Source organism: Geobacillus sp. BMUD, from assembly GCF_013096845.1.
Lineage (GTDB): Bacteria > Bacillota > Bacilli > Bacillales > Anoxybacillaceae > Geobacillus > Geobacillus vulcani.
In genome coordinates, this window is the sequence record NZ_SDLA01000002.1 from 132903 (window position 1) to 158256 (window position 25354).

Below are 25354 nucleotides of genomic sequence, written 5' to 3' on the forward strand. Positions count from 1 at the left end.
ACAAGAGGTTTAGCGAAAAAAATGATGCAAAGGCGGGGAGAATATGATTTATTTGGATTACGCGGCAACAACGCCAATGTGCCAAGAGGCGATCGCCGCTTACGCTGAAGCGGCTTCCGTTTACTTTGGCAACGAAAGCAGCCTGCATGACATCGGAACGAAAGCGAAACAACTGCTTTCCTTATGCCGGCGCGAACTCGCCGCCATGATCAACGGAGAAGCGGAAGGAATCTATTTCACAAGCGGCGGAACGGAAGCGAATGTTCTTGCGGTCCGTTCGCTGGCCGCCGCCTACCGGCATAAGGGAAACCACCTGATCACGACTGAAATCGAGCATGCCTCGCTCCATCATCTGTTCAAACAGTTGGAAACAGAAGGATATACGGTCACGTATTTGCCCGTTGACCGATTCGGGCGCATTCGGCTGGCCGATTTAGAACGCGCCATCACGCCGCAGACCATTCTCGTTTCCATTCAACATGCCAACTCAGAGATCGGCACGATTCAGCCGCTCGCCGACATCGGACGCCTCCTGCGGGCGCACGGCATCCTTTTTCATAGCGACTGCGTGCAAACTTTTGCTAAAATACAGCTAGATGTTCAAGCGATCGGGTTGGACAGCCTATCGGTCTCCGCACATAAAGTGTACGGCCCCAAAGGAGTCGGCGCCGTATACATCAACCCTCGCCGGTGTTGGAAGCCGGTGTTTCCGGGGGCAACGCATGAATCCGGTTTTCGTCCGGGGACAGTGAACGTTCCGGGGATCGCCGCCTTCATCACAGCCGCCCAACGTCTTCACGGGCGGATGGCGGACGAACAGGCGCACTTGGAACGGCTGCGGAATCGGCTGCTCCATACGCTTGCTGCCAAACGGTTGCCCGTGGCGGTGGAAGGGCATCCCCATTTCCGTCTTGCCCATATCGTCGGTTTGTCCGTCATGGGATACGAAGGGCAGTTGGTGATGCTTGAATGCAACCGCGCCGGCATCGCCATTTCCACCGGCAGCGCCTGCCAAGTCGGGCTGCAGGCGCCGTCGCGGACGATGCTCGCCGTCGGAAAAACACCGGAAGAAGCCAAGCAATTCATCCGCGTCTCGTTCGGTGAAGCGACGACCGAAACAGAGATTGACCAGTTCGCTTCCACATTGGAACGACTCATATCGGCGTGAAAGGAGGTATGTCAGATGAAGGAGGAAAAAAAAATTTTAGGAGAAAGGCGGCGCCAGCTTATTTTGCAATGGTTGAAAGAAAGCGAAGCGCCGCTTACAGGGGCTGAGCTGGCAGCGAAAACGAATGTCAGCCGCCAAGTGATCGTCCAAGACATTTCACTGTTAAAGGCGCGCAACGAACCGATCATCGCCACAAGCCAAGGGTATTTGTATTTAAAGCCGGCCGAACCGGCCAAAACGTACACGAGAACGGTCGCCTGCTTCCATACGCCGGAACAGACGAAAGAAGAGTTGTATTTGCTCGTCGACTGCGGTGTGACGGTGAAAGACGTCAAAATCGAGCATCCGGTCTACGGCGATTTGACCGCCTCGATCATGGTGAGCAACCGCCTGGAAGTCGACCAATTCATCGCCAAAATCGAAGCGACAAAATCGTCGTATTTGTTGCAGCTGACAGACGGCACGCATTTGCATACGCTGGAAGCCGATTCACCAGTGAAGCTTGACGCCGCCTGCCGCGCCTTGAAACAAGCGGGCTTTCTCATCGAAGCGTAAACTGGACCTAGCCGCGCGGCGGCTCATTCCCTGCGGAATACCGCGCGGCGGACCGTCTAAAATGGAACAGGCGGACGGCAACAGACCGCCCGCCTTTTTTTGTCTATGTCAGGCAAAATAATATGGATAGCTGCCCAACAGCTGCACTGTGCAGCCGAGCGCCTCAATTTCCGCGATCGCCCCCGGGATGAGGACGTCATCCATCGGCGCGTCGATGTCAATAATAAAAAAGTAGTTGCCAAGGCCCGTTTTTGCTGGGCGCGATTCAATTTTCGTCAAGTTGAGCCGCCGCCAAGCAAACGCCGACAATACTTGATGAAGCGCGCCCGGACGGTCTTGCGGCAGCATCACGACGACGGTCGTCTTGTCCCCGGCGTAGAGGGGCGAATCAGGCGAAAGCGGCTCTTTGCGCCGGCTGACAACGATAAAGCGCGTGTGGTTGTAATCATAATCGTGAATGTTTTCCTGCACGATCGCCAATCCATACTCATCCGCCGCCAGTCGATTGGCAATCGCCGCCACCGGCAAGTGCGGATGTTCGCTGACGAACTTCGCGGCAGCGCTCGTTGATGTCATCGGCACTTGCTTCGCCCCTTTCAGCACGGTATGCAAAAACTTGCGGCATTGGGCGATGGCATGTGAGTGAGAGTACACTTCTTTCACTTCGCGCCAATGCGGGGTGAAATACGGGTGCACCATCAAATGTTGTTCGATCGGTACGACGATTTCACCGATGATCGGCAACGGCTGTTCATGAATTAAATAGTCGAGTGTCAAATTAACCGATCCTTCCAAGGCATTCTCGAGCGGCACCACGGCTGCTTCGATCTCCCCGACCGCCGCGGCATCCATGCAGTCGGGAATCGTGTCATACGGCTCCCGCGGCTGCGACGGAAAAAGGAGAGCAGCCGCCGCTTCGGTGAACGTCGCCTTCGGTCCTAGATAACCGATTTTCATCTTGTTTGCCTCTCCCTTGCTTTAATACACTCCTGAACCGACAATTTCTACTTTTTCGACAAATTCAAGCTGTTTGAGCTTGGCAAGGAGCTCATCAATCTCCTCGTTCATATCGTTTGTGCTGACCGACAACGTCACGTTCGCCCGCCCTTGAAGCGGAATCGTCTGATGAATGGTCAGCACGTTGCAGCCGGCTGCTGCCACAACACCAAGCAACTGCGACAACGTTCCGGAGCGGTCTTCTAAATGGAAAAAGAGCGTGATGATGTTTTCTTTCGTCACCGCTTGGAACGGAAAAATGGCGTCGCGGTATTTGTAAAACACGCCGCGGCTGATGTTGGCGAGCTGCGCCGCCTCGGCGACCGAGGCGGCTTTTTTCCGCTCAAGCAGCTGTTTGGCGAGCACGACTTTCTTCATGGCTTCCGGCAGAACGTCTTCGCGCACCAAATAAAATTTTTTTTCCACCGCACTTTCCCCCGCTTTAGCTATTCATCCCAGTCGTCGACAAACTCAAACTCATAATCAAGCAACCGGATCGTGTCCCCGTCTTTCGCGCCGCGCTCGCGCAGGGCATCGTCGACGCCCATGGCCCGCAATTGGCGGGCGAAGCGGCGCACCGATTCTTCGCGCGAGAAATCCGTCATCTTAAACAACTTTTCCACTTTGTCACCAGACAAAATGAACGCTCCGTCGCTGGCGCGGGTGATCACAAACGGCGGTTCTTCTTTTTCGTATTTGTACACGACGCGTTGCACGGCCGGATCTTCTCGTTCATGGAGTGGGAATTCCGGCGTCGTTTCCAACAAGTCGGCGATGGCAAACAACAGCTCGCGCACTCCTTGCCTTGTCGCCGCAGAAATCGGAAAGACCGGCACCGCATCGCCGATTTTCTCTTTGAAGCGGCGCAAGTTTTCCTCGGCGTTTGGCATGTCCATTTTATTGGCGGCAACAATTTGCGGCCGCTCGGTCAAGCGCAAGTTGTACTGTTTCAGCTCTTCGTTGATGACGAGATAATCGTTGTACGGATCGCGCCCTTCGACCGCCGCCATGTCGATGACATGAACGATGACGCGAGTCCGTTCGATATGGCGCAAAAACTGATGCCCAAGCCCAACTCCCTGATGCGCTCCTTCAATCAGCCCCGGCAAGTCGGCCATCACAAAACTGCGTCCGTCCTCCGTTTCGACAACGCCCAAGTTCGGGACAAGCGTCGTAAAATGGTACTCAGCGATTTTCGGACGGGCTGCGGAGACAACCGACAGCAGCGTCGATTTGCCGACGCTCGGAAACCCAACAAGACCGACGTCAGCGAGCAGCTTCAGCTCTAAAATGATGTTGCGCTCTTCGCCCGGCTCACCGTTTTCCGCGATTTCCGGCGCTGGGTTGGATGCCGTCGCAAATCGGGTATTGCCGCGCCCGCCGCGTCCGCCTTTGGCGACGACAAATCGCTGGCCCGCCTCGGTCAAATCAGCGAGCACTTCGTTCGTATCTGCATCAATGACGACTGTGCCGGGCGGCACTTTGACGAGCAAGTCTTCCCCATTTTTGCCATGCTGGTTTTTCGACATGCCGTTTTCGCCGCGCGGCGCTTTAAAATGGCGCTGGTAGCGGAAATCCATCAACGTCCGCAGCCCTTCATCAACGACAAAGACGACATCGCCGCCTTTGCCGCCGTCTCCGCCGGCTGGTCCGCCTTTTGGGACATATTTTTCCCGGCGGAACGCGACCATGCCGTTGCCGCCGTCCCCGCCTTTCACATAAATTTTCACTTGATCAACAAACATGGCTGTTCCTCCGATTCGCTTTCATCATGGTATCATGGTGAAATGAGTACGACTAATACTTATTATTGTATACAGAGTCGATTCCATGATGTCAATATGTACCCAAGCACCGGCTGTCTGAGGGCTGGCGGGCGGTTCAAGCCCAGCCGCTGCTTTTTGGTCCGATTGGATCGAGACGTTCGCACCCCATGGACCTCGTCCATTCTCCTTCGTCCAACCAATGGTCAAGATTCCACTGCCAAAAGCTCAAGCTCCACCGTTAATTCGCCCTCACCAACGGCAAACGACGCGAGCCGAAGCGGCGGTGATGGTTCGCAGTGCTCAAGCCAAGTGCGAATGGCTTCGCCGTCCCGCCACGTGCCGCGGTAATCAAAAAACAGCGCCGCCCGTCGATCGGACAGCTCAATGGACAAACATAAATGGTTTTCTGTCCGCTCATCGGATTGCGCTTCGAGCAGGCGAAAAAAGTTGCGGCACCATTCAGCCAGCTGTTCATCGCACCGCGACCAATCGGCTTCGCCGTCCGTGATTTCATACTCAAGAAAAAGCGGGCGCGGCTCCCAGTTATAGGTCATGATCAGCTCAGCGAACCGCTCGGCCTTCAAGTTCGTCAACCGCGTTTCCTGATGCATCTCACCGATAATCTCTTCAATAATTTCCTGCACCCGTTCGATTTTATTAAGCGCCAAATGCCCTTTGATGAGCTGGATTTTGTTCAACCAATCATGGCGGGCATGGCGCATCACCTCAACGACAGTCCATCGTTTCTCCATCCGACGCTCCCCTATCCACTAAGCGCAGGCTCCAAGGCCCCGCTTGGACTTCCGCCTCCATGGGGGAGGCATGTACTTTTACTATAACATTTTTTGACATTGAACGGGAACGATTTTTTCTACGCCAAAAAGAAAAAACCCTAACCGAACGGTTAGAGTTTTTTCCACATCGATTACGCTTCTTGGCTGACCGGGTAGACGCTGACACGTTTGCGGTCGCGGCCGAGCCGCTCGAAACGGACGATGCCGTCGATTTTCGCATACAGCGTATCGTCGCCGCCGCGGCCGACGTTCAAGCCCGGATGGACTTTCGTTCCGCGTTGACGGTACAAAATCGAACCGCTGGTGACGAATTGGCCGTCAGCCCGTTTTGCGCCAAGACGTTTCGCGATCGAGTCGCGGCCGTTTTTCGTCGAACCGACCCCTTTTTTCGAAGCAAAAAACTGCAGGTCAAGTCTCAGCATGGCAGTCACCTCCTGCTAGATGGATGTCACGCGAATGAATGTTCCGTAATCGCGTTCGATCGTCTTTAGCGAAACGACCATCGCTTCCAACAACAACTGCACTTTCTCTGCCGCCGCTTCTTCCAGCTTCGGAAGCTCGCAGCGGAGGTAGCCGCCGTCTTTGCCGAGCGAAACATGAGGGCGGACGCCAAGGAGCGCCTCAATGGCGTTGATCGTGCCAAACGAGACCGCCGAAGCGCCGGCGCATACAATGTCCTTTCCGCGTTTCGCAAAATGGGCATGCCCTTCCATCGTAAACGCACGGATGCGGCCGTCCGCTTCTCGTTCAATCGTGACGCGAATCATCTTTACGCGTTGATTTTTTCAATAACGACTTTCGTGTACGGCTGACGGTGGCCTTGTTTGCGGCGATAGTTCTTTTTCGCTTTATATTTGAAGACGATAATTTTCTTTTGTCGGCCGTGTTTTTGCACCTTCGCCGTCACGGTTGCGCCTTCGACCGTCGGGTTGCCAATTTTCACCGTTTCCCCGCCGATGAACAGCACTTTGTCAAACGTGACCGTATCGCCTTCATTCGCATCCAATTTTTCGATGTAAATTTCTTGGCCTTCTTCGACTTTTACTTGTTTGCCGCCAGTTTCGATAATTGCGTACATGCATCGCACCTCCTTCATAGACTCAGACTCGCCAGCGCCAAGGCGGCCCAAGACGGAGCGCTTCATCGCCCGCGCTGAGCGGTTGTAGTGCGGGTGCGTCTTTTTGCGACAGCCGCCCTCTTTTGCCCTTGTTGACAGGACAAAAAGTCTACAACGTCATCTATCGTAACATAGAAACACCCAGCCGTCAACCACCATCTTCGTTCCCCGGCGAACGGCGATGAAACGGTGCAAACGACTACATAGAGAGACCATTTGAAGCTTTGTCATTTGCAGCTTTACCGAGTATTTGATCGACCGTTGAGCGACCGAACAACGCCGCTTTCAGTTCCATGTATAGGTCTGTGAAGCGGGCCGTTGTTCGGTCTTCCGTCACGCCTTGGCGTGACGGGGCAAGCCACAGTCTTGCCCTCGACAGTCGAAAAATAGATCAGCGACCTTTCCATCAAGGATCGATCAAACGTTTTCGCTGCATCCATGATATATAGCCACGATCAATAGATGAGAGCGCCAAGCGGCGCATCGGTCCGCTTTTCGGCAAAAAACGCATGCAGCAGCTCATTTTCATCGAGCGTCGCCCGTTCGCGCCCGTCGCGAACGACGATAATCGCATGCTTTTGTCCACGGTAAAAGCGGTGCAGCACGGCCGAGATTCGTTCGTCCGCCGGAGCCGTAATCGTCCGCAGCTTTGTATAGCCGCCTTTGTTTCCATAATACCGCTCAAGCAAAAAGCGCATGACAACATACGGATGCTGCTTTTTCTCCTGCCAAAGGGCATAGGCTAAAAAAGCAGCGATCGCCCATAAATCAAGCTGGCGCGGCGCCAACACAAACAAAAGAACGACGCCGACAGCAAGCACGGCGGCCGATACGGCGATCGTGTTTCGATGTGCATCGCTGAACGGACGGCGGTAGGAAAGCAGCAGGAACAACAATTTTCCCCCATCAAGCGGCCAGATCGGCAGCAAGTTCAAAGCGAAAATGGCCGCATTGTAGCGAAAAAAGAGCTCCCAGCTTCCGCCATCCATCATGCCGGCCTTCCACAAAAAAAACGCCGCCGCTACGAGCCACAGATGCTGGGCCGGCCCGGCGAGCGTCACGATCCACTCCTCGCGGAACGGCCGGTTGCCGTGCTCTTCGACTTCCGCTACTCCTCCGAACGGCAACAGCAAAATCCGCTTCACCCGCCAAGCGAAAAACGCGGCCGCCACCGCATGGCCGAGCTCATGAACGAGGACGATGAAAAACAACAGGCAAAGCTGCTTGAAATGGGCGGTAAGCACCGCGATACCGCCAATCAGCCATAACAGCGGGTGGATGTGCATCTTCCCGAGCAGCGCCATGTACTTATTCAAAGGAAATCACCTGAATCGGATCGATAAATTCATCTCCTTGTTTAATAGCAAAATAAAACAGCCCTTTCTGTTTATTTGTCTCGCTCGCCTCGGCCGTGCCAACTTCCTGCCCCATTTCAACAAAGTCATACAATTTCACCGAAATGGCCCCCAAATGTCCATACCACGTCTCCGTGCCGTCCGCATGTTGGATGATGACCGTTTTGCCAAGACGGTCTTTCGTACCGGCAAAGGTGACAATTCCTTCTTTCATCGCTTCCACTTTGGCTCCATTCTCGGTTTCGATCATCACTCCTTGCCCGTTTTGGTCAAAGCTCTCCAACACCCGGCCGGAAGCAGGCACAGCGTAGGAAGGCGAAGGTTTCGTCTTCGTTTCTTTTTGCGGCGCAAAAAAAGCGAGCGGCTCACCGAACGCTTTCTCATACCACGCTGAGACAGCCGCAAACTGAAACTCCGTTTCCATCGTCCGGGCAATAAACTGCCGCGCCGGCTCGAGCGAAGCGGAAGGATGCCGGAACAAAATGGCCGTCACTAGCACGAGACAAGCGGCGATGAGTGTTTGAAAAAGAAACCACTCTTTGCGAAACAGCGGATGCGGCTCTGATTCAAACGAATAGCGGTCATACGTGACGACCGGCAGCCCGTACCGTTCCTCGTCCAATGTTCCCCAATCCGGTTCCTTTTGACGTTTCGTCTCGTGTTGGCGCTCTTTTCGCCGCCGTTCAATCCGTTTTCTGATTTCCCGAACGCGTCGGTCCATACGTCCCCCCTCCACCTTTCCAACAACGTTTGTACTAATTTATGAGACAACCTCATGGAATATGAACGGGCGTTTTTCATTTGCCGGGCTAATCGGTTGGGAAGAGACGCAATGGGAACACTCTCCCACCTATGCTCACGATTAGAAGCGGGGGCTTCTCGGTTAGAAAGGACAAAAGGCCCTGACTCAAAAGATCTTCTTCCTTCAAGAAAGACCATATAAAAGGGAATTCGCCCCCAATATAGGCGATCCTAAAGGGGCGGACCCAAAAGATCGTCTTTCTTGCAGAGAGAGACAAGAAGGTGGTTCATGGGTATAGATCATAATGAGAAAAGGTGCCCCATTGCTTTGGGACACCCTCTTCTTTCATTTTTTATTTCAAGCTAAATATTTTCCGAATCTTTGAAAACAACCCCTTCTCCTCTTCCTCAAGCGGCGGCAGCGGCACCGACTCGCCGAGGATGCGGCGGGCAATGTTGCGGAAGGCGATCGATGCTTTGCTGTTTGGATCCAGCACAATCGGCTCGCCGCGGTTCGACGCTTTGATCACGTTTTCATCGTCGGCGATAATGCCGAGCAGCTCGATCGATAAATGCGAGATGATTTCGTCGACATCCAACATATCGCCGTTTTTCACCATATGGCTGCGAATGCGGTTGATGATAAGGCGCGGCGGTTTGACGTGCTCCTCAGCCTCAAGCAAGCCGATGATGCGGTCGGCGTCGCGGACCGCCGACACTTCCGGCGTCGTGACGACGATCGCTTCGTCCGCGCCGGCGACAGCGTTGCGATAGCCCTGTTCGATGCCGGCCGGACAGTCGATGAGCACATAATCGTATTCCTGCTTCAGCTCCTCAATGAGCTGTTTCATTTGCGCGGGGTTGACCGCCGACTTATCGCTCGTTTGCGCGGCCGGCAGCAAATACAAATGGTTATCGAACCGCTTGTCTTTCACAAGCGCTTTTTGCACCGTGCAACGACCTTCAACGACATCGACCAAATCATAAATAATTCGATTCTCAAGCCCAAGCACGACATCGAGGTTGCGCAGCCCGATGTCGGTGTCGACAAGGCACACCCGCTTCCCGAGAATGGCGAGGGCCGTCCCAAGGTTCGCGGTCGTCGTCGTTTTGCCGACGCCGCCTTTTCCGGAAGTGATGACGATCGCTTCTCCCACGGTCACATTCTCCTTTCTAAGCGCGTCAAATTCGGCCGCAAATGCATAAGCAGCTGAAGGCGGTCGACAACAATTTGGTTATGTTCATCAATATAGGCGCATTCCATTTCATTTCCTTCATCCGTTTTCGAATCGGGCGCCCGGCTCATGACGTCGCCGATGCGCAACTGCATCGGTTTCATGACCGATGCAGCGATGATCGCCTGTTTATTGCCGGCATACCCGGCATGGGCGATGCCGCGCAAGGCGCCGAGAATGAAAATGTTGCCTCCGGCAATGACCGTTCCGCCAGGGTTCACGTCGCCGATCAGCAGCAAATCTCCTTCGACATGAAGCACTTGTCCTGAACGGACAATGCGCGAAACGGGCACAATTTCCGTTTTTCTCATCCATTCTATCGCTTCTGCTTTCGACATGACATTGCTTTCGATCGAATCGACGACCAAATTTTTGGAACGGCGGATGAGCGCACGCACCTCTTCCTCTTGGGCAGGCGTCAAATAGCGGTTCCCGATTTTCAGATGAACGGAGACAAGCGGGCTGTCTGGCGCGACGCCAGCTTGTTTGACAAGCCGCTCCTCAATTTCTGTCAATAAATCATCATACGAGCAGCGGTCGTCGAGATGCAACGTCAGCCCATCTTTCGTCCCTTTAATCGTCACGTACTGCTGCTTTTGTTTCGCCACAACGTTCACCCCAACGAATAATTCTACAAAGCGGGCCGTTTTTCCTCTTTTATTCTTCCTGCTCAAACCGGCGAATTTTGGCCAACCGCCGTTCGAGCGGGTACGAAAAGACGAGCAAAAACGCAACGTTCAGAAGCAGCGTCGGCCATAGACGGCGTTCCCAAAAAACAGAAAACGACCAATCGGTCCGTCCGATCAACAACTGGATGCCGTAGACATAACTGTCAAGCAGCACAATGGAAAGCAGCGACAAGAGCGATGCAACGAACCAGTTTTGGTGGAACCATTTCATCGCTTTGCCCGCCAAGTAGGCAATAAGCGTATAGGCAAACGCATAAACACCGAGCAGCTCTGTGTAGACGCAGTCATACAGAAACCCGAAGATGAACCCGTACGCCATCGCCCGCGTCCCGCCGAAATGCATCGCTGTGAGCACGAGAAAAACAAGAAAAAACCGGGGAACAAAAAAATAGTGGATGTACAAGTCGCCTTTCGGCCATACATCAACAAAAAGACTCTCACTCACAAAACATAACACCGCAAGGAAAGGAAGACGCCACTTGTTCACTTTGCCTCCTCCTTTTCCTGCAGTGCTGCATCGATGGTTCGTTTCACAATCATGACATCGTCAATGTCATACAAGTTGGCAAACGGCTTGACATAGACGACTTTTGTCAAGCCGTATTGATCCGGCTTGACTTCCGTCACCTCTCCGATCGGCAGCCCTTTCGGAAACACGCCGCCAAGGCCAGACGTCAACACCTTTTGCTTTTTTTCCACTTTCGCGTCAATCGGAATTTCGCCAAGCAGCAACTCGCGCCGCTTCTCATCGTAGCCTTCAATCAGCCCAAACACATTTTCCTTCCCTTGGACATAAGCGGAAATGCGGTTGTTTTGGTCAAGCGCGCTTAACAGCTGCACAGTGGACGTAAATTGGGAAGCATGTTGCACCTTGCCGACAAGCCCCGCTGGGGTGATGACGGCCATATCTTTTTTCACGCCTTGTTGCTCGCCTTTGTTGATGATGATCGTTTCCCGCCAACGATCCGGGTTCCGCCCGATCACCGTCGCCTGAATCGAAACAAAATCACGCAAGCTCTCTTTTTTATCGAGCAACGCACGCAGCCGTGCGTTTTCTTGCCGCAGCGCCTCGACTTCGGTCTCAAGCGCCGCATATTCCTCAAGTCTTGTCTTCAGCAGCTCATTTTCCTTATATGTGCGGCGAAGATCGTTCACATTTTCAAAGAAGCCCGCGATTTCCTGTGCGGGCTTCCCAAACAGAAGCTGAACAAAACCGACCGTATCTTTGACAAACTGCTCCGGCCACGTCAACTCTTCGCGGTTGCGCAGGGAAAAGCCGATCAACATGACAAGGATGACGATGCTGACGAGCAAAAAAATGAGACGCTTATTCCCAAAAAGCTGTGGCATGCGTCACACCTTCTTACCGTCAGCGATGGTCTCTCGCTTTGTTTTTAAACAAGTCGATGTGGTCGAGCGCCTTCCCGGTGCCGATGGCCACGCAATCAAGCGGGTTTTCCGCAACGATGACAGGCATGTCCGTCTCTTGGCTGATGACCTTGTCCAAATTGCGCAACAAAGCGCCGCCGCCTGTCAGCACGATGCCGCGGTCCATAATGTCCGCCGCCAGCTCCGGTGGCGTTTTTTCGAGCGTGTTTTTCACCGACTCGACGATCGCATAAACGGTATCACGCAACGCTTCCGCCACTTCTTCGGCGCTGATCTCGATCGTTTTCGGCAGCCCCGTGAGCAAGTCGCGCCCGCGAATTTCCATGTTTCCGATTCCTTCCGGATTTCCGGCTGAGCCGATCTCAACTTTAATCGCCTCCGCCGTCCGTTCCCCGATCATCAAATTGTACGTTTTTCGGATGTATTGAATGATCGCCTCATCCATTTCATCGCCGGCAATGCGGATCGACTGGCTGGTGACGATGCCGCCGAGCGAAATCACGGCCACCTCAGTCGTGCCGCCGCCGATGTCGACGACCATGCTCCCGGTCGGCTCCCACACCGGCAAATTGGCGCCGATCGCAGCCGCAAACGGCTCTTCAATCGTGTAGGCGTCGCGCGCACCGGCCTGGCGCGTCGCATCGATGACCGCGCGCTCCTCCACCGCCGTGATGCCGTACGGCACACATACCATCACATACGGCTTGCTGGCAAACAGCCCTTTCGTTTTGACCGCCTTGCGAATGAAATATTTCATCATCGTCGCCGTCGTTTCATAATCGGCGATGACGCCGTCTTTCATCGGGCGAAGGGCCACGATGTTGCCCGGCGTGCGCCCGATCATGTTTTTCGCCTCATTGCCGACGGCGACGATTTGTTTCGTGTCGCGCTGAATGGCGACAACCGACGGCTCGCGCAGCACAATGCCCTTTCCTTTTACATAAACGAGCGTGTTCGCTGTTCCTAAATCAATCCCGAGATCTTTCGTTCCAATTCCAAACATATGATCCATCTTCCTTTCCGAAACGAAATGCATATGATTTTCTATTGACAACATGGACCCGATGTCAGTCATTTATAAATTGTACAACACCGCCCGAACGGATTCGGAAAAACTCATAGTTGATATTATAACTGATTCGACAAAAAATGAGAACCGTCAGACATAGCCTTTTTCTTTCAAACTGACGAATTTTTGATCGCCGATGATGAGGTGATCAAGCAACTCGATGCCGATGATGCGGCCGCATTCCGCGAGCCGTTTCGTCACATCGATGTCTTCGCGGCTTGGGGTCGGATCGCCAGAAGGGTGGTTATGCACGCAAATGACGGAGGCGGCGGAACGTTTGATCGCCTCTTTAAACACTTCGCGCGGATGGACAATCGAGGCGTTTAAACTGCCGATGAACACTGTTTTGCGGTGGATGACTTGATTTTTCGTGTTGAGGTAAATGGCAACAAAATGTTCCTGCGATAAAAAGCGCATATCTTCCATCACGTATTTCGCTCCGTCTTCCGGGCAGCGGATCACATAGCGGTCGGCACAGCCGGACTGGTGGATGCGTCGGCCGAGCTCCAACGCTGCCAAAATTTGCACCGCTTTCGTCGGCCCGATCCCTTTGATGTTTGTCATTTCTTCAACCGTTGCATCTTTGAGCGGCCTCAGCCCCTCAAAGTGGCGAAGAAGGCGCTGGGCGAGCTGCACGACCGATTCCTTTTTCGTGCCGGTTCGGAGCAAAATGGCAATCAACTCATGGTCGGATAAACTTTCCGGCCCCGACGACAACAGCCGTTCCCGCGGCCGGCTGTCTTTCGGCACATCGCGAATCATCCAAGCCATCATACTCCTCCTTTTTTGTTTTGCTTTATCGAAAGATGGAAAGGCTTAAACCGCCCCTCGGTACGCGAACACAATCTGTTTGCGAGGGATTCTTTTTTTCAAAAAGTTCCAGAAGGCAGCCGCCTTTGCTTTGGTCTATGCCGGCGGCCACCCGAGCCGGCGCAATTCCCTCACCGTCCGCGACAGCGGCAGGCCGACAACCGTCAAATAGTCGCCTTCGATTCGTTTGACAAACAGAGCAGCGCGGCCTTGGATGCCATACGCCCCCGCCTTGTCCATCGGCTCCCCGGTCGCAATATAGGCGGCGATTTCCTCGTCGGCCAACTCCCAAAACGTCACCGCTGTTTTTTCGGCAAACGAGGTGATGGACCCTTGAGGGAGTGCGATGGCGACACCGGTCCATACGTGATGCGTCCGCCCGGACAACTGACGCAGCATGGCGAATGCTTCTTCTTCCGTGCGCGGCTTCCCTAACAAGCGGCCATCGCACACAACGATCGTATCAGCGCCAAGAACATATGCATCGGGAAAAGAGGACATCACCGCCTCCACTTTCCGGCGGGCAAGAAGTTGAACCGCTTCATCAGGGGGCGTTCCGGGGGGAATCGTCTCATCGGCATGGCTTTCCTGCACATCAAACGGCCAGCCGGCCAGTTCGAGGATCTGCCTGCGTCGAGGGGAGCGGGATGCAAGCACGAACCGTGGAAGCATCGCTCATTCTCCTTTCGCTCGTTTCGGTTCGGAAGATTCACTTGTATCGTAGCAAATTTTGCAGTGAAAGGCAATTTTCTGTCCAGGTGCAATTGAACGTAATTCCGTAAAGAAGTCTCCCCTCAAGGAGCGTGAAGGGCGACAGCCCAGCGAGCCGATGGGAGATGAATGTCGGTTGGCTTTAGCCAAAGGTTCCTTTTCTCAACAGCTCTAAGATGGCAGCTGTTCGAGTGGGAATCCCATTTTTCTTCTGATATTGTTCCAATTTTTCTACTATCATCTTAGGCATACGAATTTCTACACGTTCTTTTTCTTCTTTCATGAGGATCACCTCCTATTAGATTGGACGGTATTTTTACGGTACAACCAAATATAGATATAAAAAAACGGGGCCTCTAGCTCCCTAGCGGCACCCATTGGATATAAGCGGCGAGCGCCTCGAGCAGCTGTTGCTGGGCTTTGGCCAACAGCGCTTCATCCCGTTGCTCTTTGTATGCGGCAAGGGCGACATATGCCTGCTTCAGCGCTTCGATATAGTCTCCCGCTGTTTTGCCGTCATCCATTTTGCTTTTTTCGAATGCGTCATACGCGGTTTGCAACGTCCGCCAATCATCCTCGCCGACATTCCGGCCGCTAAGCAAGGCAGCGGAGACTGACGCCATCTGTTTGTACAGAGCCTCTCCCTTTTGGACAACCTCTAAACGGCGCGCTTTTGCATCCGCAGAAAACACCAGCTCCTTGACGTACGTGCTCGACACCGCTTCGCGATATTTGTCGTTGACCGCCCGCAACGTTTCCTTATCCGCGCCGACGGCGATATAGAGCGCTGCCGGTTTTTGACCCGCGACAACGACCGGCACACCTGCTGTTTTGATCGATTCGGACGCCTGCTTGGCCGCCGCCGCATTCGAATAGACGCCCGCTTGAATGACCGCAATGGAAAACGGCGCGGCCAGCGCGCTTTTCCCACCCGCCGTTTCCGGTTCCGCCAGTTCTGTCATCGCTTCAGATGCCGGTGACAAAGCGGCTTTTTCCTTCGGAATGATGCGCAGCACCGTCATGCCCAACGCCATGCCAACCAACGCGGCGACCAACGCGGCGGCGAGCAGCGACTTGGCTTGAGCCGGCAGCCGCCATAGCCGCCGCTTGCCGCTTTTCTTTTGTTGGATCGCCTCGGAAGCGGAAATGATCCGTTCATCTGCCTCAACGGCGGCGGCTTCTTCCCGACCCCTGGCTTCTATATATCCCCTAACCTGATCGTCCTCTACGAAAGAGAAATCGGCTGACCGTTCATCCATGAATGGCTGTCGTTCTTGGAACGCGTTCGTCCGCGATTCCCCTTCGCCCATCCCGTTCGCCTGTCGCTCTTTCTGAAGACGATCGTCCATCCGGGGCCCACCCGACTCCTCGGACGGCCGTTCTTCCAATGAACGCTCCACGGTAAATGGGCGGGGCTTGCCATTGATATTCACCGTAATGTGCATGCGCTGCTTGTCCATTTTGCCACCGTCCTTCTTCATGCTTCGATTCCTTTCGCCTATCTTACCATAAACGAAAAAAAAAAGAACAAGACATTTGTCGTCTTGTCCCTGCTTCTGTTCTTCATTTTCCGACATCAACGGCTGCGAATCGCCTCGGCCCCCAGCGCTTCGACAGGAATCGGCTGCTCACGCCCCTCATAGGTGCAAAGCTGCTTTGTCTCGCCTTTCAAGCAAACGGCGTAATCGATTCCGCCGTCGTCGCGCTTCATCACCAACACGTACGACGGATTCGCCTCTGGCGCCAGCATACGGCCGGTGAACGGGTCTTTGATCGGTTCAAGCAGATCATGTTCTACCAGCTCCCGGTAAGACAGCACAGCAGAGGAGCGAGCGGGCAAAAACTCGACCTTTTCCGCGCCGACGTACAGCCGCGCCGCCTCATACAAACCGTACGCATCAGACACAAACGCCCGTTCGCGCGCCCTTTCCATCACCGTCAGCACGGCAACGGCAACGATCGCCGCCACAATGCCGACGATGGCCAGCACGGCCAACAATTCGATCAGCGTCATCCCCCGCTTCATGCGAATGAGCATATCGGCCTTCCACCATCCCCGCTACCGGCCCGAAGACGGCGCCACTTCCACGAGCGGATTGTCTTTGCCGCTTGGCGGAGGGACATCGCGGATGGGAATGAGTTGCTTCCATTTCTCAAGCTGCGGCGCGTAAAAGGCGCGGACATTGATGGAATAGGCGAGCGGTTGCACGTCGACAGCGGTGGATGTCAACTCCGGCGGACCGGTAAACGTCAATCCTTCCACCGCCAAAATGCGCTCGGAGTGCTCAAGCACTTCTAAAAACCGTTCGAGCTGGTAATAGGAAGGCGATTGCACCGTCAGCTGGGCGGTGATGGACTGGATGCCGCTTGGAGGAATCAACGCCTTGTCTCCGGAGGCCTTGCTTTCCCCCCCATTCACGTTTCCTGGCGAAGAAAATTCCCCGGTTCCTTGCCCTTCAGCGAAACTGACGCTCAATAGCCGGCTGTCAGAAATATATTCCGCTTTTTGAAACGCGAGCAACAGTTGGTCGGTGAACGGGCGCACCGGCACTTTCCTCTGCAAAGCCGCCAGGCTTTCTGCCGTTTCTTCTCGATTCCCCGCCGCCTGCTTTTTCATTGCAGCCAATACGTTTTTCTCGCTTTGTACGACCGCCTCGAGGCGCTCCATTTGTTCGTAGCGCGGCATGAGCACAAGAACATAGAAAACGACAAACAAAAGGGCGGCAAGAAGAAACACCCCGGTCAACACGAGCGGCCATTTGCCAAAACGGCCCATCATTCGTTGCCCCCCTCTTTTCCTGTCGGCTGAAGTTCCAACTCATATTGGGCGATATACCGCGGCACGATCGCTTCCCCCTCTGCCCTGCCGCTTTCGCCGCTGGCTGAGATGCCGGTCAATTTGACGGCTTTGACCAAATGAACTTTCTCAAGCCGCTCTAAATAATAGGCCGCTTCTTCCGCCGCATCAAACTGCACTGTCATCGTCACCGTCTTTTGACCGGCATAGGAAAAGTTCATGATAAAGCCACGCTCCGGCAGTTGTTTGGCCAACGCGCGCAACAGCGGCACCGTTTTGAGCGGATAACGGTTCGCCCATTCGACCGCTTTAGCAAGCTCTTGCTCAGCTTGCTGCTGCTCCGTCGTTTTTCCCTTCGCCTCCATCGCCGCCTGCTCGGCGCGCACCTGCCGAAGCTCCCCTTCAAGCGCCGCAAGCCGTTGATTGGCACGCTCCATCAGCCAATAGCCTCCCCCAGCGCCAAGCAGCAGAAGAAAAACGGCGAAGGCCGCCAGCACGGCGCCCGCCGCCCGGCGCGGCTCTTTGCGCGGCAGCAAGTTGATGTCAACGATCATGGTCAGCCATTCCTTCTTTCAACGCCAATCCCCAGGCGAGATGATAACGGTCGGGCAACGGATCAAGCGAGCGAGAAAGCCGCTCCAGCGGCACATCAAGCCGCTCTGACACAACGGCAAACACATCGTCAAGCCGCGGATGGTCGCCGGTGAGGAAGAGGCGCGTAATTTGCTGTTTTCCTTGCTGGAGGGAAAACGAATAAAAGCTCATCATCCGCTCGATTTCTTTATACACGTCAATAAACGGGTCGACGATCGCCGCCGTTGGCTCCCCGGGCGCCTCAAGCGGCACATGGCGCATAAACTGCGGCAAATGGCGGTGGAAGACGCTCAAATTGACAGCCGATTCGTCAAATTGGACAAGCAAAATGTGGTCGTCCACCGCGGCTTGTCCGGCAACAAAAAACGGGCGATAGGCGCAAAGCGGGGACACATCGGCCGCCACCGGGCGCAGGCCGGCTTCTTCCAAGAGCGCCGCATATTCGGCCACCGCCTCTTCCGGCGCGGCAAACAACAGCACGTTCAGCGCCTCGTTTGTTCTCTCGGCCACGACGTAGTCAAACACCGGATCGGCGAACGGAAGCGGAATCGATTCACCAAGCTCCATAAACAAATAGCCGCGGATGTCCTCGTCCAGCAAATGAGCGGGGAGCGGCAAATGGCGGATCATCACAAACGGATCGGGGACGACAAAGCGGACACGCCGCCCGTCAAGTTTCCATTCGTCAACACATTCGTCCAAAATCATTGCCAACGTTTCCCGATCGGCGATTTTTCCATCGCGAATGATGCCGGGCGGCAAGGCTCGCTCGCCCCATCGCCTTGCCTCGGGCGGCTGCCCCGGCTTTGCTTCCACATAGCGGAGGACATGATCTTTGATGACGATGTTCGCCTGTTTCGCCTTTCGCCGCCATAACGCCATCTTCATTCCGCTTCCTTTCTGCCGTCTTTACACAATGAGTGAAATATACGCGCGCACGATCGCTTCTCCGAAGAAAAACGCGGTCAACGCCCCGAGTGCGATCGCCGGCGCAAACGGCATCGGCTTGCCGCGCCGCACACGGCCGAGCGCCATGCCGACAAGCCCGATCACCGTTCCATACAACGTCGCCAAGAAAAACGCGAGCAACACCATTTTCCAACCGTGCACGAATCCAAGCACGGCAAACAGCTTCACATCGCCGCCGCCCATCCCGCCGTTGGACAGCACGGCGATCAGCCACAAAAGGAAAAAGCCGACCGCCGCGCCAAGAAGCATATCGGCCCACGGCAAAAACGGGATCACAAGCCGTTCAACCAAAAACAAACCGGCAAACACGAGAAGCACCCGGTCGGGAATGAGCATGTAGCGGAGATCAGACACGACGATGATCGCCAACAGGCTGATCAACGTCCACGCCACGATCAACCGCCCGCCCCAGCCGACCCACATCGGCGCGGCCGTAAACAAGGCAGCGGTGGCCAATTCCATCGCCGGGTAAAGAGGAGAAATGCTCCCCCCGCACCCTTTGCACCGCCCGCGCTGCACGACATACGACACAACCGGAATGAGCTCCCTCGCCGATAGCGTTCGTCCGCATGCCGGACAATGCGACCGCGGCCGGACGATCGACTTCCCGGCCGGCACCCGCAGCCCGACGACGTTGAAAAAGGAGGCGAGGAGGAGGGAACAGAGAAACACGAAAATGTATTGCATGTCACTTAAACCATTAACGAACTTCAGAACGTTTCAAATTTGATTCTGTAACTGCTGAACCATCAGCAGCACGGATACCACGACTGCTATTTATTAACTTGACGGAATAGCTTAATTTATTTGCACTATTTTGTATAAGTACATAGGAATAGGCAGCCTTAGGGTCAGCAGTCAAGCCTTTTTGGATTTGAGTTGCATCTTCACCTGTAGGTCCTTTATTGTACGATGTTGTATCCCCATCTGGATCCTTTACAGTCTCTAGGTATCCCTCATCTTCTAAATATTTAAGCGTAACAAGTGTATACTTCCCATTCGCCGGTATCAAATCCTTATCCGCCGTCACGGCGATTTTCGCTGCGTTGATCATTTGTTGTGCATTGGAAACGTGTGCATCTTTTTTCGAATTGTCAATCAATCCCCCGATCGCCGGAATGGCAATCGCCGCGATAATCCCTAAAATGACGATGACGGCGAGCAGTTCGATGAGCGTCAAGCCGCGCTCGCTTTTCAACACCCGTTTGAACATGGTTCTCTCTCCCTTTCTTTCATTTTTAGCATGTTTTCCCTATTATTCTACAACAAAGGAAGAGAAATAGGAATATATTCTTATTTTATTGTTGAATATGGTTGAAAATATCATACATCGGCACGATGATCGAAGTGACGATCGTCCCGACGACGCCGGCGAGAAGCACGATCATGAGCGGTTCGATGAGCGATTTCAACCGGTCGGTGGCCGCATCGACTTCCGCCTCGTAAAAATCGGCGACTTTGCCGAGCATGGCGTCAAGCGCACCGGTCTGTTCGCCGATCGTGATCATTTGCGCAACAAGCGGCGGAAACGCCCAATGGCGGCGGAGCGGCTCCGAGAGCGATTGCCCGCGCTCGAGGGAGGTCCGCGCTTGAGCAAGCACAGATGCGATCACTTCATTTTCAACGACGCGCCCAGCGATGGAAAGCGCCTCTAAAATCGGCACCGAGCTTGCAACAAGCGAGCTGAGCGTCCGTGTCAGGCGGGCGAGCGCCGCTTTTTGCACGAGCGTGCCAAACATCGGCATCCGCAAGGCGACATAATCCAAATAGTACTTCGTTGTCTTTTGCCGCCGAAGGGCCACAAACGATGCGTACACGCCGGCAAACAGCAGGACGACGGCCCACCAATACCGCTCCATCACACTGCTCGCCTTGAGCACAAGCTTCGTAATCGCCGGCAGTTCGGCGTGGAACTCGGCGAACATCTCGACAAACGTTGGCACAACGGCGACAAGCAAAAAAATGACGACCGCGGTGGCAATAATGGCAACGGCAATCGGATAGGCGAGCGCCGAGGCGATTTTTTGCCGCGTCCGATGCATTTTTTCAAAATGATCGGCCAAGCGGTCAAGCGTCTCGTCAAGCGTCCCGCTCGCTTCACCGGCGCGCACCATGTTGACAAACAGCGGCGGAAAGATGCGCGGATGATTCGCCGCTGCCGCCGAGAGCGGGTTCCCGTTGCGCAATGACTGTTCGATGTCAAGAAGCGTCTTAGCGAGCAGCTTGCTTTCCGTTTGCTCCGCCAAAATGCGGATCGAATCGACGATCGTCACCCCGGCGCGCACAAGCGTCGCGAACTGGCGCAAAAAGATGACAAAGTGCTGCAGCTTGACAGCGCGGCCGAACGAAATTTCTTTATTCCATATCGACGGCGGCACTTCGGCGAGTTCCAGCGGGCGAATTCCTTTTTCCCGAAGCTTTGCCGCCGCCTCGCTCCGTGAAACGGCAACGATCACTCCAACTTTTTTTCGTCCGCTCCGATCGCGCCCCTCGTACTTAAACTGCGCCATCGTCCCCACGCTCCCCTGCCAAATACACTTCAGCCGCCAACGGATCGATGCGTCCATCAGCTACAAGCTCCTTAACGCTCATTTCCATCGTCTGCATGCCGATGCTGCGGCTCGTTTGCATAATGTTGATGATTTGATGCTCTTTTTCGTTGCGGATTAAGTTGGCGACGGCCGCATTGTTGATTAAAATTTCCAGCGCGGCTGTCCGCCCGCTTTTGCGGCTGTTTGGAAACAAGCGCTGAGCGATGATGGCCACGAGCACGGAAGCGAGCTGCAGCCGGATTTGCGCCTGCTGGGCCGGCGGGAAGACGTCAATCATCCGCTCAATCGCCGCCGGCGCGCTCGCCGTATGAAGCGTGCCTAGCACTAAATGGCCCGTTTCCGCGGCGGTGATCGCCGTTTGGATCGTTTCCAAATCGCGCATTTCCCCGACTAAAATGACGTCTGGATCTTGACGAAGCGCAGCGCGCAACCCGGCGGCAAAACTGCCGGTGTCGAATCCCACCTCGCGTTGGTCGATGATCGACTTCCCGTGTCTATGCAAATACTCGATCGGATCTTCGAGCGTGATGATATGTTTCGACATCGTTTTGTTCATATAGTCGATCATCGCCGCCAATGTCGTCGATTTGCCGCTGCCGGTCGGTCCGGTGACAAGCACGAGTCCGTGCGGCTTTTCGGCAATGCGCTTTAACACATTCGGCAGGCCAAGCTCCTCCAGCGTCGGAATGCGCACCGGGATGAGGCGCACGGCGAGCGACACGCATGACCGCTGTTTAAACACGTTTAAGCGAAAGCGGGAAACGCCGGCAATGCCATACGAAAAATCAAGCTCTCCGGTTTCCTGAAACTGCTGCCAAAGCGACGCCGGAATGACGGCTTTCGCCATTTGCTCCGTTTCCTCCGGGCGCAGGCGTTCATGGCCGTAGGCTCTCAACTCCCCGTTCACACGAAAAATCGGCGGCGCGCCGACGGTCAAATGCACGTCGGAAGCGCGACATTCAAAGGCCGCGCGCAATAACGCCTCAAGCTTTTCCTTCATCCGTCTCACCCATCAATGCAAAATGGCCACTTTCAGCACTTCTTCAAGCGTGGTCAACCCTTGCTTCACTTTCAACAGCCCGTCATCCAGCAAAAAAATCATTTTGTTTTGCATAGCAAGCTCGCGCAATTTCGAAAACGGTTCATTGTTTAAAATGACGCGCCGCATCTCCTCGGTGACGACAAGCAGCTCGTGAATCGCCAGCCGTCCGCGGTAACCGGTCATGTTGCACGTCGGACAGCCGCGGCCACGGACGAGTTGGCGGACGTCGATGCCGCGGCGGGCGAAAATGTCCCGCTCCCGCTTCGTCGGCTCATACACCTCTTGGCAGTCGCGGCAGACGCGGCGCACAAGCCGCTGCGAGACAACGCCGGCAAGCGATGTGGCCACTAAAAACGGCTCAATTCCCATATCGATCAGGCGGGTAATCGTGCTTAATGCATCGTTCGTATGGAGCGTGCTCAACACTAAATGGCCCGTAAGCGAAGCGCGAATCGCCACTTCCGCCGTCTCGCGGTCGCGAATCTCCCCAACCATGATGATGTTCGGGTCTTGACGCAAAATCGAGCGGAGCCCTTGGGCGAACGTCAAGCCGACATTCGGGTTGACTTGAATTTGGTTGACGCCTTCGATCTGATATTCGACTGGATCTTCAATCGTAATAATGTTCACATGCTCGCTGTTTAAATGGTTGAGCGCCGCATAGAGCGTCGACGATTTCCCCGAACCGGTCGGTCCGGTGATCAAGACGATGCCGTTCGGCCGCTCGATCAAGCGAATGAACCGATCGAAATTAACCGGATTGAAGCCAAGTTTATGAATATCATTTAAAGCTGCACCCAAGTCGAGAACGCGCATGACGATTTTCTCGCCGTATACGGTCGGCAGCGTGGAAACGCGCAAATCGACCGGATGAAAATCGATGTCCATTTTGATCCGCCCATCTTGCGGCACGCGGTGTTCAGTGATGTCCATATGGGCCAAAATTTTAATTCTCGCCGTCAACATGCTTTGCATATGTTTCGGCAGCGCTCGTTCGGTGCGAAGCAAACCGTCGATCCGATAGCGGATGAGCACTTTCGTCTCCTGTGGATCGATATGAATGTCGCTCGCCCGCTGTTCAACAGCGAGCTGCAAAATTTGGTTCACCAAGCGAACGATGGGAGAATCGTCCTCAGCAGCCCGCTCGTCGACGCGCACCTCAGGGGGCGGCGTTTGCAAAAAATCCTCAAACGCTTCGTCGATGTCGTAATATTTATTGATCGCCCGCAAAATATCGTCTTTTGAAGCAATCGCCGTTTCAATTTGAAACCCGGTCGACAGGCGTAAATCGTCGATGGCGAAAAAGTCCATTGGATCGGCCATGGCAACGAGCAGACGATCGCCTTCCACCTTGAGCGGCATGACCATATGGCGGCGGGCAAACTCTTTCGGCACAAGGTTTGTCGCTTTTGGATCGATCGGGTAGCGGTACAAACTGACGTGCGGAATGCCGAGCTGAAACTCGAGCGCTTCAATCAACTGCTGTTCCGTGATGTAGCCGCGCTGCAGCAAGGCGTCGCCGAGCTTTTGTCCGGGCGCCTTCTCGCGCAGCGCCTCGGCCAGCTGGCTTTCGGTGATCAACCCCGCTTCGACAAGCAAATCACCAAGCCGTTTCCGTTCGTGCTTTTTGCTCATTTTTCCTTCCCTCCGCCCGCATCCGTCTTCTCTTCACTGCCAACGGCAGAGACCGATTCCCCGTTGCCTGCCTCATCGCCTTTCTTTGACGTGGTCCCCCTCTCTATATTCCTGCCGCTGTTTTCCGCAGTCGAATCCGGTTGATTCGCCGCTCCATTGTTTTCCGTCACCCCATTCGACGGCTCCATCGTTCCGCCTTCTCTGTCGCCGCTTTGCCCAACATTGCTTTCCGGCACTTCCAGGCCGCGCACGTGAATCGTATACGTTGGCGGATAAAAATCTTCGCTCACCGTTTCTTTGCGCACGAGCCGAGCGCCGTCGCGCACTTCGCGCTCCACCGTCACAACCAGCCCCGGCCGCCCGATTTGTTCCGTCCTCTTCTCGCCCGGCGCCAGGCGCGCGTCATAGCGGACGATGACACGCGGTTCGATGGACTCCGCCTCGCCCAGGCGGATGATATATTGATAGGCAAACGGCAAGCCAAGAATGGCAACATGCACTTTTCGCCCATCATGCCGGAGAAGAAGCGTGTAGTCGGTCGTGTTGGGGTTGAACCATTCCAAATCGCGGCCGCCGCTAATGGCCGCCTCAAAGCCGGGAGCCACTCCATCCGGCAACATACGGCTTGTATAGCGCTCCACGACAGTGAAATTGGTCGCCAGCACCGCCCGGTACACCGCTGAAGCGATCGCATCAGCCGCCTCATCGGACAAATCGGCCTTCACCCTTTTCATATAGTCGCCAAACGAAAACAACTGTTTCGCCTTGATCACCGCGCGCCGCTCGCCAGACAGCCAGCGGACGGCCGAAGAGTCAGGCAACGATGCGGCCGCTTCGCTGACGACTGGCTGTCGACCGTTTGCCAATGATATGTAACGAGCCAGGTCGATCGGAGATGATGGCTTTTGCAGCTGAGCCGCCTGTCCCTCTAAATCCGCCCCAAGCTTCTTGATGTCAAGCGCCGATAACGCCGCTGGAGGAACAATGGCCGCCGCCGCTTGGAGGCACTTTTCTAAATCAGCGATCACAAACAGCGGCGTGCGCCTCCCGTCGACAAACCGCTTCGTGCTCTCGGCAAGACGAAACGCAAACGCATCCGCCGGCAGGTCAATGCGCTTCTCTTGGTACTGCAAAGAAATGGAAGCGGTCGCCCGCCACTCGTTTACTCGCTCGGCAACCGCCTGTCGGGCTGTTTCCGGCGTCATGCCGGAGAGTGACACCGGACCGACGGCCGTGCCCGGGCCAAGGCGGCCGTCATCCGGGGCTAACGCATCATAGGCGAGGGTGCCCAGATGCGAAAAAGCGATAAAATAGACGGTGCAAACAGCCATGACAACAAACAATTTCCACGCGGCAGCCTTTTTCACCGC

General features: G+C 54.9%; 30 protein-coding genes and 1 other annotated feature. Of the genes, 2 read left to right on the top strand and 28 right to left on the bottom strand.

Annotated features, from left to right (window positions below; all coding sequences use genetic code 11):
• Positions 1-43: 43 nt before the first annotated feature.
• Together ETC05_RS04445 and ETC05_RS04450 are read left to right on the top strand one after the other, a co-directional pair.
• The gene (locus ETC05_RS04445) at positions 44-1168 is read left to right on the top strand and encodes an IscS subfamily cysteine desulfurase (RefSeq protein WP_171660446.1); all 1125 of its coding nucleotides are present in this window, start codon (positions 44-46) and stop codon (positions 1166-1168) included.
• Positions 1169-1183: 15 nt separating this feature from the next.
• Entirely contained in the window at positions 1184-1723 is a 540-nt protein-coding gene (locus ETC05_RS04450; RefSeq protein WP_013144620.1) for a transcription repressor NadR, read from the top strand.
• A gap of 108 nt (positions 1724-1831) precedes the next feature.
• Here ETC05_RS04450 and pheA read toward each other — a convergent pair whose 3' ends face one another.
• From pheA to ETC05_RS04590, 28 genes are all read right to left on the bottom strand, one after another.
• Positions 1832-2680 carry a prephenate dehydratase gene (pheA, locus tag ETC05_RS04455; RefSeq protein ID WP_031407981.1) on the bottom strand — a complete coding sequence of 283 codons (849 nt, stop codon included), beginning with the start codon at positions 2678-2680 and terminating at the stop codon, positions 1832-1834.
• Between the two features lie 21 nt (positions 2681-2701).
• Positions 2702-3145, bottom strand: a complete 444-nt coding sequence (locus tag ETC05_RS04460; protein WP_031407980.1) for an ACT domain-containing protein — start codon at positions 3143-3145, stop codon at positions 2702-2704.
• A gap of 20 nt (positions 3146-3165) precedes the next feature.
• The gene (gene obgE, locus ETC05_RS04465) at positions 3166-4464 is read right to left on the bottom strand and encodes a GTPase ObgE (protein WP_171660447.1); all 1299 of its coding nucleotides are present in this window, start codon (positions 4462-4464) and stop codon (positions 3166-3168) included.
• A gap of 224 nt (positions 4465-4688) precedes the next feature.
• Positions 4689-5237, bottom strand: a complete 549-nt coding sequence (locus tag ETC05_RS04470) for a Spo0B C-terminal domain-containing protein (RefSeq protein WP_171660448.1) — start codon at positions 5235-5237, stop codon at positions 4689-4691.
• A gap of 173 nt (positions 5238-5410) precedes the next feature.
• Positions 5411-5701, bottom strand: a complete 291-nt coding sequence (gene rpmA / locus ETC05_RS04475; protein WP_011232084.1) for a 50S ribosomal protein L27 — start codon at positions 5699-5701, stop codon at positions 5411-5413.
• A gap of 15 nt (positions 5702-5716) precedes the next feature.
• The gene (locus tag ETC05_RS04480) at positions 5717-6046 is read right to left on the bottom strand and encodes a ribosomal-processing cysteine protease Prp (protein ID WP_031407973.1); all 330 of its coding nucleotides are present in this window, start codon (positions 6044-6046) and stop codon (positions 5717-5719) included.
• A 2-nt stretch (positions 6047-6048) separates the two neighbouring features.
• Positions 6049-6357 (bottom strand): 50S ribosomal protein L21, encoded by a 309-nt coding sequence (gene rplU, locus ETC05_RS04485; RefSeq protein WP_031407971.1) that lies wholly within the window; start codon positions 6355-6357, stop codon positions 6049-6051.
• 14 nt (positions 6358-6371) lie between these two features.
• Positions 6372-6451 (bottom strand) — a sequence feature (ribosomal protein L21 leader region).
• Positions 6452-6851: 400 nt separating this feature from the next.
• Complete coding sequence (locus ETC05_RS04490; protein ID WP_171660449.1) at positions 6852-7712, bottom strand: site-2 protease family protein; 861 nt, start codon at positions 7710-7712, stop codon at positions 6852-6854.
• Positions 7705-8472 (bottom strand): M23 family metallopeptidase, encoded by a 768-nt coding sequence (locus ETC05_RS04495; protein WP_031407967.1) that lies wholly within the window; start codon positions 8470-8472, stop codon positions 7705-7707. Before ETC05_RS04495 ends, ETC05_RS04490 begins: the two co-directional genes overlap by 8 nt.
• Before the next feature lie 373 nt (positions 8473-8845).
• A complete protein-coding gene (minD, locus tag ETC05_RS04500) occupies positions 8846-9649 on the bottom strand; it encodes a septum site-determining protein MinD (protein WP_011232089.1) in 804 nt (267 codons plus the stop codon).
• A gap of 2 nt (positions 9650-9651) precedes the next feature.
• A complete protein-coding gene (minC, locus tag ETC05_RS04505; protein WP_368668026.1) occupies positions 9652-10344 on the bottom strand; it encodes a septum site-determining protein MinC in 693 nt (230 codons plus the stop codon).
• Between the two features lie 40 nt (positions 10345-10384).
• Positions 10385-10903: a rod shape-determining protein MreD gene (gene mreD / locus ETC05_RS04510; RefSeq protein ID WP_031407961.1), complete on the bottom strand. Its 519-nt coding sequence runs from the start codon at positions 10901-10903 to the stop codon at positions 10385-10387.
• Entirely contained in the window at positions 10900-11766 is an 867-nt protein-coding gene (mreC, locus tag ETC05_RS04515; RefSeq protein ID WP_171660451.1) for a rod shape-determining protein MreC, read from the bottom strand. The genes mreD and mreC overlap by 4 nt, the downstream gene beginning before the upstream one ends.
• 19 nt (positions 11767-11785) lie before the next feature.
• Entirely contained in the window at positions 11786-12808 is a 1023-nt protein-coding gene (locus ETC05_RS04520; RefSeq protein WP_031407957.1) for a rod shape-determining protein, read from the bottom strand.
• 156 nt (positions 12809-12964) lie between these two features.
• A complete protein-coding gene (radC, locus tag ETC05_RS04525; protein WP_305792244.1) occupies positions 12965-13645 on the bottom strand; it encodes a RadC family protein in 681 nt (226 codons plus the stop codon).
• Between the two features lie 135 nt (positions 13646-13780).
• Positions 13781-14356, bottom strand: a complete 576-nt coding sequence (locus ETC05_RS04530; protein ID WP_171660452.1) for a Maf family protein — start codon at positions 14354-14356, stop codon at positions 13781-13783.
• Positions 14357-14537: 181 nt separating this feature from the next.
• Entirely contained in the window at positions 14538-14678 is a 141-nt protein-coding gene (locus tag ETC05_RS04535) for a ribbon-helix-helix domain-containing protein (RefSeq protein ID WP_156961386.1), read from the bottom strand.
• 73 nt (positions 14679-14751) lie between these two features.
• Positions 14752-15855, bottom strand: a complete 1104-nt coding sequence (locus ETC05_RS04540; RefSeq protein ID WP_031407951.1) for a hypothetical protein — start codon at positions 15853-15855, stop codon at positions 14752-14754.
• Positions 15856-15971: 116 nt separating this feature from the next.
• Positions 15972-16433, bottom strand: a complete 462-nt coding sequence (locus ETC05_RS04545; protein ID WP_171660453.1) for a prepilin-type N-terminal cleavage/methylation domain-containing protein — start codon at positions 16431-16433, stop codon at positions 15972-15974.
• Between the two features lie 21 nt (positions 16434-16454).
• Entirely contained in the window at positions 16455-17174 is a 720-nt protein-coding gene (locus ETC05_RS04550) for a pilus assembly protein PilO (RefSeq protein ID WP_171660454.1), read from the bottom strand.
• The gene (locus ETC05_RS04555) at positions 17171-17746 is read right to left on the bottom strand and encodes a PilN domain-containing protein (RefSeq protein WP_031407945.1); all 576 of its coding nucleotides are present in this window, start codon (positions 17744-17746) and stop codon (positions 17171-17173) included. The genes ETC05_RS04550 and ETC05_RS04555 overlap by 4 nt, the downstream gene beginning before the upstream one ends.
• Positions 17736-18674, bottom strand: coding sequence for a type IV pilus biogenesis protein PilM (gene pilM, locus ETC05_RS04560; RefSeq protein ID WP_171660455.1), 939 nt, complete (start codon positions 18672-18674; stop codon positions 17736-17738). The genes ETC05_RS04555 and pilM overlap by 11 nt, the downstream gene beginning before the upstream one ends.
• A 21-nt stretch (positions 18675-18695) precedes the next feature.
• Positions 18696-19442 (bottom strand): prepilin peptidase, encoded by a 747-nt coding sequence (locus ETC05_RS04565; RefSeq protein WP_171660456.1) that lies wholly within the window; start codon positions 19440-19442, stop codon positions 18696-18698.
• Positions 19443-19455: 13 nt separating this feature from the next.
• A complete protein-coding gene (locus tag ETC05_RS04570) occupies positions 19456-19968 on the bottom strand; it encodes a prepilin-type N-terminal cleavage/methylation domain-containing protein (RefSeq protein ID WP_171660457.1) in 513 nt (170 codons plus the stop codon).
• Positions 19969-20053: 85 nt separating this feature from the next.
• On the bottom strand, positions 20054-21265 hold the full coding sequence (locus tag ETC05_RS04575; RefSeq protein WP_171660554.1) for a type II secretion system F family protein: 1212 nt from the start codon (positions 21263-21265) through the stop codon (positions 20054-20056).
• Positions 21252-22307 carry a type IV pilus twitching motility protein PilT gene (locus tag ETC05_RS04580; RefSeq protein ID WP_171660458.1) on the bottom strand — a complete coding sequence of 352 codons (1056 nt, stop codon included), beginning with the start codon at positions 22305-22307 and terminating at the stop codon, positions 21252-21254. Before ETC05_RS04580 ends, ETC05_RS04575 begins: the two co-directional genes overlap by 14 nt.
• Positions 22308-22319: 12 nt before the next feature.
• Entirely contained in the window at positions 22320-23984 is a 1665-nt protein-coding gene (locus tag ETC05_RS04585) for a GspE/PulE family protein (protein ID WP_031407935.1), read from the bottom strand.
• Positions 23981-25351 carry a G5 domain-containing protein gene (locus ETC05_RS04590; RefSeq protein WP_171660459.1) on the bottom strand — a complete coding sequence of 457 codons (1371 nt, stop codon included), beginning with the start codon at positions 25349-25351 and terminating at the stop codon, positions 23981-23983. Before ETC05_RS04590 ends, ETC05_RS04585 begins: the two co-directional genes overlap by 4 nt.
• Positions 25352-25354: the final 3 nt, after the last annotated feature.

What these genes read in the sequence shown, in the direction of transcription:
- mreC (WP_171660451.1), bottom strand. Translation starts at nt 11,766, where the DNA reads ATGCCACAGCTTTTTGGGAATAAGCGTCTCATTTTTTTGCTCGTCAGC.
- ETC05_RS04480 (WP_031407973.1), bottom strand. Translation starts at nt 6,046, where the DNA reads ATGATTCGCGTCACGATTGAACGAGAAGCGGACGGCCGCATCCGTGCG.
- ETC05_RS04530 (WP_171660452.1), bottom strand. Translation starts at nt 14,356, where the DNA reads ATGCTTCCACGGTTCGTGCTTGCATCCCGCTCCCCTCGACGCAGGCAG.
- rplU (WP_031407971.1), bottom strand. Translation starts at nt 6,357, where the DNA reads ATGTACGCAATTATCGAAACTGGCGGCAAACAAGTAAAAGTCGAAGAA.
- pilM (WP_171660455.1), bottom strand. Translation starts at nt 18,674, where the DNA reads ATGAAGATGGCGTTATGGCGGCGAAAGGCGAAACAGGCGAACATCGTC.
- ETC05_RS04495 (WP_031407967.1), bottom strand. Translation starts at nt 8,472, where the DNA reads ATGGACCGACGCGTTCGGGAAATCAGAAAACGGATTGAACGGCGGCGA.
- radC (WP_305792244.1), bottom strand. Translation starts at nt 13,645, where the DNA reads ATGGCTTGGATGATTCGCGATGTGCCGAAAGACAGCCGGCCGCGGGAA.
- ETC05_RS04585 (WP_031407935.1), bottom strand. Translation starts at nt 23,984, where the DNA reads ATGAGCAAAAAGCACGAACGGAAACGGCTTGGTGATTTGCTTGTCGAA.
- ETC05_RS04540 (WP_031407951.1), bottom strand. Translation starts at nt 15,855, where the DNA reads ATGGACAAGCAGCGCATGCACATTACGGTGAATATCAATGGCAAGCCC.
- ETC05_RS04520 (WP_031407957.1), bottom strand. Translation starts at nt 12,808, where the DNA reads ATGTTTGGAATTGGAACGAAAGATCTCGGGATTGATTTAGGAACAGCG.
- ETC05_RS04445 (WP_171660446.1), top strand. Translation starts at nt 44, where the DNA reads ATGATTTATTTGGATTACGCGGCAACAACGCCAATGTGCCAAGAGGCG.
- ETC05_RS04575 (WP_171660554.1), bottom strand. Translation starts at nt 21,265, where the DNA reads ATGGCGCAGTTTAAGTACGAGGGGCGCGATCGGAGCGGACGAAAAAAA.
- obgE (WP_171660447.1), bottom strand. Translation starts at nt 4,464, where the DNA reads ATGTTTGTTGATCAAGTGAAAATTTATGTGAAAGGCGGGGACGGCGGC.
- ETC05_RS04570 (WP_171660457.1), bottom strand. Translation starts at nt 19,968, where the DNA reads ATGTTCAAACGGGTGTTGAAAAGCGAGCGCGGCTTGACGCTCATCGAA.
- ETC05_RS04555 (WP_031407945.1), bottom strand. Translation starts at nt 17,746, where the DNA reads ATGATCGTTGACATCAACTTGCTGCCGCGCAAAGAGCCGCGCCGGGCG.
- pheA (WP_031407981.1), bottom strand. Translation starts at nt 2,680, where the DNA reads ATGAAAATCGGTTATCTAGGACCGAAGGCGACGTTCACCGAAGCGGCG.
- ETC05_RS04535 (WP_156961386.1), bottom strand. Translation starts at nt 14,678, where the DNA reads ATGAAAGAAGAAAAAGAACGTGTAGAAATTCGTATGCCTAAGATGATA.
- ETC05_RS04565 (WP_171660456.1), bottom strand. Translation starts at nt 19,442, where the DNA reads ATGCAATACATTTTCGTGTTTCTCTGTTCCCTCCTCCTCGCCTCCTTT.
- ETC05_RS04545 (WP_171660453.1), bottom strand. Translation starts at nt 16,433, where the DNA reads ATGCTCATTCGCATGAAGCGGGGGATGACGCTGATCGAATTGTTGGCC.
- ETC05_RS04450 (WP_013144620.1), top strand. Translation starts at nt 1,184, where the DNA reads ATGAAGGAGGAAAAAAAAATTTTAGGAGAAAGGCGGCGCCAGCTTATT.
- rpmA (WP_011232084.1), bottom strand. Translation starts at nt 5,701, where the DNA reads ATGCTGAGACTTGACCTGCAGTTTTTTGCTTCGAAAAAAGGGGTCGGT.
- ETC05_RS04550 (WP_171660454.1), bottom strand. Translation starts at nt 17,174, where the DNA reads ATGATGGGCCGTTTTGGCAAATGGCCGCTCGTGTTGACCGGGGTGTTT.
- ETC05_RS04580 (WP_171660458.1), bottom strand. Translation starts at nt 22,307, where the DNA reads ATGAAGGAAAAGCTTGAGGCGTTATTGCGCGCGGCCTTTGAATGTCGC.
- ETC05_RS04470 (WP_171660448.1), bottom strand. Translation starts at nt 5,237, where the DNA reads ATGGAGAAACGATGGACTGTCGTTGAGGTGATGCGCCATGCCCGCCAT.